Origin of the sequence: Ensifer adhaerens (genome assembly GCF_001270265.1) — a bacterium.
Classification (GTDB): Bacteria; Pseudomonadota; Alphaproteobacteria; order Rhizobiales; family Rhizobiaceae; genus Ensifer; species Ensifer adhaerens_B.
The window spans coordinates 303171-311247 of the sequence record NZ_LGAP01000003.1; the positions used below are offsets into that span (position 1 = coordinate 303171).

Sequence of the window (8077 nt, forward strand, 5' to 3'; positions counted from 1 at the left end):
CCGAGCGTTTAAGGAATGGAAAACATCGCGACGCGCTGGATCGTCCAGAACATCGCCACAGTGCCGATCGCATAGGCCGGGACGCGCCGCGCCCAGGTCGGCAAAGGGAAAGAGAGCCACCGCGCCGTCGCCAAAAGCAAAAACACCGCCGCGACAAACGTGAGTTGGCCCGCCTCGACTCCAAGGTTGAAGAAGAGAAGCGCCAGCGGAATGTGCCCTTCTGGCAGGCCGATCTCGCTGAGCGCGCCGGCAAAGCCAAAGCCGTGCAGGAGCCCAAAGCTGAAGGCGACGATCCACGGCGCGCGCGCCGCTAGACCCTCGCGGCCCTCATCCCGGTGCACGAGCTCGAGCGAGACGAAGACGATGGAAAGCGCGATCACCGCCTCGACAGGGGCTTGCGGCGCATGAACGAAACCTAGCGTCGCAAGCGCTAGAGTGATGGAATGCGCAATGGTGAAGGCAGTAACGGTCTTCACCAGCAGCCCCAACCCACGCGTGAGCAAGAGGAGCGCCAGCACGAAGAGCAGATGATCGACGCCGAACAGGATGTGTTCGACGCCGAGTTTCAGATAGACCCAGGCAACGTCGAGCGCGGTTTCGGCCGCAGGAATGATCGCCGCCGGCGCGCGCGGGGTCAGCCGCTCAGTCCAGGACGTACCGTCCAGATATTCGACCCGCGCCAGCACGTCCGTCATCGTCGCTTCAAGACCGCCGATCGAGAGCGTCTGGCCGCGCAGCGCCGGGGTCTTGAGCGTCCAGCTATCGATAGCCGCACCTGAAACCATGCGACTGACCGGCATGGACGATCGCGTCTTGCCGGAAAATTGCGGTTTGAGAGCCAGCCGCATCTCGCCCTGCATCGGCACCTTCCAGAGCACCGAAAATTCGCCTGGCCGCTCCTCGCTGAGTTGGAGATAGGCCGGCCGGACCTCGTGCGCGACGGCGGCCGTCGACAGGAGGAAAGACCACACGATTGTGAGGCAGAGGATGGCAAGTCGGCTCATTGCCCCGCCTCCACCTCACCCGGTAGCGGCCCGACCAGAGCCTTGACGCGCTCGTCCGCGACGATGTGGTATTTCCCGAAGAGCTCCGCGAAATAGCGCTCCTGATACCGGCGCCGCTGCTCTTCGCGCCATTGTTCGAGAACGTCCGCCTTCACTTTGTCGAATGGGCGCACCTCGCCAGGCGCCATCTTGGAAACGCGGACCAGATGCAGCCCGTAGGCAGATTCGAGCGGCCCTGTCCATTCGCCCGGCCGCAGCTCGACGACGGCACGTGCAAACGCAGGGCCGAACTGCGCGGCGATGTCGCTCTCGCTGCTCTCCTCCAATCGCGACGCAACCAGCAACTGATCGCCCTGGTCGACAATGCCTAGGTCGTCGCGGCCATCCGATGCTGCAAGCACGCGCCGAGCGTCGGCGGCCGCGTCCGGCCGCTTCGAATTGCTGAAGAAGGCGTGAACAAAGGATATCCGCCTGCTCTGGCGGAATAGGCCCAAATGAGCTTCATAGAACTCACGCAGAACCTGTTCCTTCGGCTCTGCAAGCCGTGCAGTATCCTCGATTAGGAAGGTCATTTTTTGGGCGAGCCTTCGACGGATGATCGTGTCGTCCTGGTCGAGCCCCAAGGCGCGCGCTTCGCGCGCGAGCAACTCTTCCTTGACCATTTCGGCGACGAGGCCGCGCAATTCGTCGTTAGATGGTTCACGCTGCCATTGATTGGTCCATGTCTCACTGATCCAACGCAGATGGCCGTCATCGATTCTAATCTCCGGACGGTCACCGGCACCGACGTCGTCATTCAGCCAAGCATAGGCGAAAAACAGGGCGACGCCGCCGATGGCGAAGTGGAAAAGAGGTTCTCTGAGCAGCTTCATGACACCGTCCCGCTAGTGCTTCGGTGATCGTGACATCGGAAGAACATTCGCTCGGTCCAGCACCCTGTTGATCTCATCCGCAAGCTCCGCCACCAGCTCCTCGTATTCCAGGCGCCGCGTCATGCGATTGTTTTCCGGCAAATGCTCGGTCGCCCAAAGGGCCTGCTCGGCAGCTGCAAGATCGTCGCACAGGCCGCGAAAGTTCTCGTCTCGCTCAAACAAGGCCTCGATCTGAGAGCCCCGCTTTGGGAAGCGGCGAGTGGCGGCCTGCAACCCGCTCTTCCCGGTCGCGCTCTCCCGTTGCGAACCCATTTTCCGAGACCTTTCTCGAAACTGTTTGGGGTAGAGCATATTGCTTTAGATCAATGCTGGGATGTAGTTTACGTGAGCAAACAGGAATATGTGGCGGGCTACGAACCTGCTGCGGCCTGTGGGAGGGAAGGCATGACCCAGACCCGTTCTGTCGAAGCCGACTCTGCGTCGGGAATGGCCTTGCCGACGGAAGCTGAGATTCGGGCGCAACTTGAGCGGATTCAATCGAGTCCGGAATTCGAAGTGCCGAATAGGGCCCATAAGTTCCTCGCCTACATCGTGGAGGAAGCGCTTGACGGGCGGGGCGATCGAATAAAGGGCTATTCGATCGCTGTGCAAGTCTTTGGCCGCGACTCGTCATTCGAGGCGCAGACCGATCCCGTCGTTCGAATAGAAGCAGCACGCATACGGAGAGCGCTTGAACGCTATTACCTCGTGGCGGGCCAGGACGACCCGATCGTCATCACGATGCCGAAAGGCGGATATGTTCCCGTTTTCAGTCGCAGCGATCTCGGCACAGTTCGAACAGCAAACGCCGAGCAGGTAATCGAAAAGCTCGGAGGGAACGGTAAAGGCAATGAAGGGCGTTGGAAGCTCGTTGTGCTTGCCGCTGCCGTTCTCGTCCTTGCGGGAATTGTCTTCTTCGAATTCTGGCAACCCGACCAGTCGGCAAATTCGCTCTCCGGTTCTGCGGACGTGGCGCGGACGGCGCCAGATGTACCAAGACTGATCGTATTGCCTTTCGAGGACCTGACGGGAACCGGCAGCTCTAGGATCGTCGCGAGGGGCTTGACCGATAGGGTCATCGAGCAGATTTCCAAGTTCAAGGAAATCGTTGTAATTGCCGGGCAAACCACCGGGGGCTCGCGTGACCCTCTCTCGAGCGGCGCGTCGTCAGCTCGCTACGCGCTCTCGGGTGGCGTGCGGCTCGACGGCGATAAGCTCTGGCTGACGAGTCGCCTTGTCAATCGCGAGGACGGTTCGGTCCTGTGGGCCGAAAGCTACAATGAGAGCCTCCAGGTCCGCAGCCTCCTCGACCTCGAAAGCAATGTGGCGCGCGCGGTGGCCACGACGCTGGCGCAACCATATGGGATTATCTTTCGCGCGGATGCTTCAAGGGCAGCAAACATGCCCCCGGACGATTGGGAGGCGTATCAATGCACATTGGCTTACTATGGCTATCGCGCCGAGCTCAATCCGCAGAGTCATGCTTCGGTTCAGGGCTGCCTGAAGCGGTCGGTCGAAAAATTTCCGGGCTATGCCACCGCATGGGCGTTGCTCTCTCTTACCTACCTCGATCAATTGCGTTTCCGCTACCGGCTCGACGCTCCCGCTTCGTCGCCGCTTGATCTGGCCATCGCCGCGGCCAGACGCGCCGTCGAACTTGATCCGCAGAACGTTCGAGGCCTGCAGGCCGAGATGCTTGCCTTCTTCTTTCGCGGCGAGGTCGATACGGCCTTGAAGATAGGCGCGCGTGCACTGGCAATGAATCCGAACGACCCCGAACTGAGCGCGGAATATGGTCTTCGGCTTGCCCTGTCGGGTGAATGGGAGCGTGGCTGCGGGCTCGTCGCGGAAGCGGTCAGCAGAAACGCCGGACCGATCGGCTACTTCGAGACCTCGCTCGCACTGTGTTCCTACATGCAGGAGGACTATGCCGCCGCCGAACAATGGGTCAAGGCGGCCGATGTACAAGCCAATCCGCTCTATCATTTCATCGTTGCAGCTATCCTAGGTCAACTCGACAAGTCCGATGAGGCGGCAAGGGAGCGCCATTGGATCGAAACCAACGCGCCCGGCCTTCTGGGAAACATTCGCCGCGAGGTGGCTATGCGTATCCACCGACCTGAGGATCAGGCTCACTTTCTGGACGGGCTGGCGAGGGCTGGCCTTTCCGTTCCGTAAGTCCGGCGCCGCCTTACGACGAGAGCCCGTCACGAGAGGGCGTGGTGTGCCTCCGGCATCGGTGAACGCGGTAGATGTTACCTGATGCTACATGTGCGCGGTCCGCATTCATATTAGGAATCTCTGAAGCCGAGCGTGCAAACGCAAACCAGGTAGATGAAGAGGAGGTCGGCATGAACAGCTCACCGTCAAACGGCGCATCATACGCGCTCCTCGTTAAGAGGGGCCGGCTGGCATTTTCCACACTTCTCCTCGCTCTTGCGGTCGCCTCGCCGGCGCTCGCCGAGGGCGAAGACGCCAAAAAAATTCTGAAGGCGATGTCGGACTACGTCACGGGGCAGCAGCACATCCTGTTGAAATATGACGTCGATATCGAGGTGATCACTCCGCATCTGGAAAAGCTGCAATTCGCCTCCTCGGGCGAGGCGAAACTCAGCAGGCCAGACAAGCTGCGCGTGACGCGAACCGGGGGGTACTCGGAAGTCGAACTTGTCTTCGATGGGAAGACCGCTACCGTCCTCGGAAAGGATAGCAACACCTTCGCGCAAGTCGAATTGCCAGGGTCACTTGACGAGATGATCGATCGTCTGAGAGCCGAGCACCACATCGAAATGCCGGGCGCCGATCTGCTGCTATCCGACGTGTATGACGAGCTCGTCGCCGGTGTGATCGAAGCGAAGCACATCGGTCGCGGTGTCGTGGATGGCGTTGAATGCGAGCACCTGGCCTTCCGCAACCAGGAAACGGATTGGCAGCTCTGGGTGGAGCTTGGTCCCACGCCAATTCCCCGAAAATATGTCATCACGAGCAAGACCTTGGCTGCCGCGCCGCAATACACGTTGCGGATCAAGTCCTGGGACACCGACACGCCACCTGACGCGAAGAGTTTCGCCTTCGCCCCACCGCAAGGGGCGAAGTCGGTCGATTTCACTTCATTGGCTGATGTCAGTGAACTGCCGGCTCCGGCAGAAGCGCTGAAGGAGTAGTTGAAATGGCTATTCGTCGAACTACAACGCTCGTACTCGCCTCGGCCGTCGCGATCTTCGAGTTATTCTGGAGCGGCACAATGCTTCCCGAACGACCGGCGGATCTGCTCTCGCAAGCGGAAGCGAGAATCGGGAGACCAGCAACGCCGGTGAGCTACGCCGGTGTCGCCCGCCGCACGACCCGGCGATCTGTTTACGCCGGAGCCGCCGCTGCTACATATTACGCGCCGGGATGCGTGCCGGTCCGGGATGCCTATGGCAACGTCGTTGGCTACCGATGCCCCTAGGCCGGTTTCCACGCGGATTTTACGGTATCGATCCCACCTGACAGTGTTCGCAAGGTTGGCGAGCGCGCCTGGCCGCGCAGGCTTCCACCGGACCCAAAAACGGATTTTGCGACGATCAAGGCACAGGAGATCGATCGGTCCACCGCCGAGACCTGGTTGAGCAACTCGGTGCGCAAGAGTCCGGACCGCAGCGTCCTCGTATTCATCCACGGCTTCAACAACCACTTCGAGGGCGCGGTCCACCGCTTTGCGCAGATCGTTCACGATTCGGGAGCGCACAGCGCCCCGGTCCTGGCGACCTGGCCGTCGCGTGGCAGTCCGCTGGCCTATGGTTATGATCGCGAAAGCACGAACTATCCACGCAATACGGTGGAGAGATTGTTCCAGTATCTGGCGCGCGATCCAGAGGTCAGGGAAGTCTCGATCCTAGCAGCCTGTCGGACTTAACATCTACAGCTTTTCGTCAGGGATGTAGGGGATAAGGCCGTTATCGAATGCGAGCTGCTGGACTTGTCTGGGAGCATTGCGGACGTCGATGATGAACCCGTTGATTTCCAGCATCCAGATGAATGGGTTCTTGTCAGTCAGGCTTTGAAGCGACCAGGTTGGGTCGAACCGATTGGCATTGATGGCCTTGCGAATGGAGGCTGCCTTGTTGCCTGCAGTGCTTTGAGCAACGCCGAAGCCAGCGCAAAGGTCAGCCATAGCCATATGAGGCTTTGTTGTCGCGTCAGCAAGGAAATTGATCTGTCCAAGCGTGTAGACGATGCTACAGGCCCAGACACGCGCTTGACCCGAGGCGAGTGGGCTTGGCCGTTTACGGGATAAGGCGGCGGTCATGCGGCAGGCGAGATCGGCATATTCGTCGTTGAGATGAGTTCGACAAAATGCATCGGCGAGCGCGACGATCTCATCGTAGCGTGGCTTGATCGCTTTTGGGACTGAGGCGGCGAGGGCTGATTTAGTCATTGCCGGGAAGTATGAGCGCGCGGGCTGGCCGTGACCAGAGTGGCCTGTTGTAACGAGGAAGCTTTCTGTGGATGATTACGGGAGTGATGCGCCTGAAGGGCATTGTTCAAGGGGTGGGGGGGTGACTGAACAAGACCGGAAATCTCCGCAAGATGAAGGTTATGTGTTTGTTATTGCACCATATATTTACTATAATTCGTTATATTGAAGATGTCCGCGGAGCCTTTCGCATCGATGAGAAACTTCCGTCAGATAGATCGTGATACCAGCTTTCTCTTGCCTCCTTCGATGGATGAATGGCTGCCACAAAGACATCTGGCGCGGTTTGTGGTCGACGTTATTGACGGATTGGATCTTTCAGCGATGACCAGAAGTTATCGCGGCTCAGGCTCGGCCTCCTACCATCCGGCCCTGCTATTGGGTGTTGTGGTCTACGGTTATGCAACGGGGGTCTTTTCCAGTCGCAAGCTGGAGCGGGCGACCTATGATTCTGTGGCGTTCCGCTTCATTGCGGCCAATGAGCATCCCGACCATGATACGATTGCAGCCTTTCGGCGGCGCTTTCTTCCTCAGATCGAGGAGCTGTTCGTCAAGGTTCTTTTGCTTGCCCGGGAGATGGGCATGCTGAAGCTGGGGACGATCGGACTGGACGGAACCAAGATACACGCCAACGCCAGCCGCCATAGTGCGCTGTCCTACGAGCATGCGGGCAAAATCGAAATGCAATTGAAAGCCGAGGTCGCTGAACTGACGGCTATGGCCGAAAAAGCCGATCAGGCCGATCTTGCAGACGGCCTGTCCATACCCGAAGAATTGGCGCGGCGGGAGGAACGGCTGGCCCGACTGGCTGAGGCACGGGCCAAGATTGAGGCCCGCGCCAAGGAGCGCTTTGAACGCGAACAGGCCGACTATAGGGCGAAGATGGCCGCCCGTGCAGCCAAGGCGAAGGCGAAGGGTAAAAAACCTGGCGGAAAGCCTCCAGCGCCACCGGTCGAGGGACCACGGCCGACCGATCAGATCAATCTGACGGATGAAGACTCGCGTATCATGCCGGTTGCCGGCGGTGCCTTTGACCAATGTTACAATGCTCAAGCCGTTGTAACGGCGGGAAGCATGCTGGTGGTGGCCACCGATGTCGTCCAGGCAACAAATGACAAGGAGCAGATTGAGCCCATGGTTGGCAGGATTGCAGCCTTGCCACAGCTATTGGGTACACCAGATACTCTACTGGCCGACAGCGGTTACTTCAGCCAAGCCAATGTTGCAGCTTGCCACACTGCTGGTGTGGAGCCGTTGATCGCTGCTGGACGGCAGCGGCATTATCCGGCCGTGAGTGGGCTCTTCGCCGAGGCTTCGCCCGCACCCGAAAATCCAGGCCATGTCCAGGCAATGCTTCATCGGCTACAAACACCCGAAGGCAAAAAACTCTACGCAATGCGCAAGTACACCCCGGAGCCTGTGTTTGGCATTATCAAATCAGTCCTCGGCTTCCGTCAGTTCTCCTTACGCGGCCTCGACAAGGTACGTGGTGAGTGGAACCTGGTGACCATGGCCTGGAATATAAAGCGAATGTTCGCGTTAATTCCGGCATATTGAAGCAAGGATGGCAGCGATAGGACTCCAAACTGTCTAAAACCTGCCTGTTGACGACAACACCAGCCAAAGCAATCGCCTGCGTTCTCCAAGGCAACGCGGCCCGTACGCCGTCTATCTCGCAAATACCCAGTCCGACAGGCTGCTAG

8 protein-coding genes and 1 pseudogene are annotated in these 8077 nt (G+C 59.3%); 5 read left to right on the forward strand and 4 right to left on the reverse strand.

Annotated elements, in window-relative coordinates; genetic code table 11:
- Positions 1–8: 8 nt before the first annotated feature.
- Genes AC244_RS10150 through AC244_RS10160 form a run of 3 tightly spaced genes read right to left on the reverse strand, consistent with a single transcriptional unit; the run spans position 9 to position 2227 of the window.
- A complete protein-coding gene (locus AC244_RS10150; protein ID WP_053248681.1) occupies positions 9–1004 on the reverse strand; it encodes a HupE/UreJ family protein in 996 nt (331 codons plus the stop codon).
- Positions 1001–1876 carry a peptidyl-prolyl cis-trans isomerase gene (locus AC244_RS10155; protein WP_053248682.1) on the reverse strand — a complete coding sequence of 292 codons (876 nt, stop codon included), beginning with the start codon at positions 1874–1876 and terminating at the stop codon, positions 1001–1003. Before AC244_RS10155 ends, AC244_RS10150 begins: the two co-directional genes overlap by 4 nt.
- 12 nt (positions 1877–1888) lie before the next feature.
- Positions 1889–2227: a hypothetical protein gene (locus AC244_RS10160; RefSeq protein ID WP_321166222.1), complete on the reverse strand. Its 339-nt coding sequence runs from the start codon at positions 2225–2227 to the stop codon at positions 1889–1891.
- Between the two features lie 93 nt (positions 2228–2320).
- On the opposite strand from AC244_RS10160, the gene AC244_RS10165 reads away from it, so the two are divergent.
- The 4 genes and pseudogenes from AC244_RS10165 to AC244_RS10175 form a co-directional block, all read left to right on the forward strand.
- Positions 2321–4093: a hypothetical protein gene (locus AC244_RS10165; protein ID WP_053248684.1), complete on the forward strand. Its 1773-nt coding sequence runs from the start codon at positions 2321–2323 to the stop codon at positions 4091–4093.
- Positions 4094–4266: 173 nt separating this feature from the next.
- Complete coding sequence (locus tag AC244_RS10170; protein WP_082366808.1) at positions 4267–5079, forward strand: DUF2092 domain-containing protein; 813 nt, start codon at positions 4267–4269, stop codon at positions 5077–5079.
- A gap of 5 nt (positions 5080–5084) precedes the next feature.
- Positions 5085–5366 carry a hypothetical protein gene (locus AC244_RS38010; protein WP_082366809.1) on the forward strand — a complete coding sequence of 94 codons (282 nt, stop codon included), beginning with the start codon at positions 5085–5087 and terminating at the stop codon, positions 5364–5366.
- A 12-nt stretch (positions 5367–5378) separates the two neighbouring features.
- Positions 5379–5798, forward strand: a pseudogene (locus AC244_RS10175) (alpha/beta hydrolase); the annotation flags it as partial.
- 18 nt (positions 5799–5816) lie between these two features.
- On the opposite strand, the gene AC244_RS10180 reads toward AC244_RS10175, so the two are convergent.
- Complete coding sequence (locus AC244_RS10180) at positions 5817–6335, reverse strand: DUF6398 domain-containing protein (RefSeq protein WP_053248685.1); 519 nt, start codon at positions 6333–6335, stop codon at positions 5817–5819.
- Between the two features lie 234 nt (positions 6336–6569).
- On the opposite strand from AC244_RS10180, the gene AC244_RS10185 reads away from it, so the two are divergent.
- On the forward strand, positions 6570–7931 hold the full coding sequence (locus AC244_RS10185; protein ID WP_053248686.1) for an IS1182 family transposase: 1362 nt from the start codon (positions 6570–6572) through the stop codon (positions 7929–7931).
- Positions 7932–8077 lie beyond the last annotated feature (146 nt).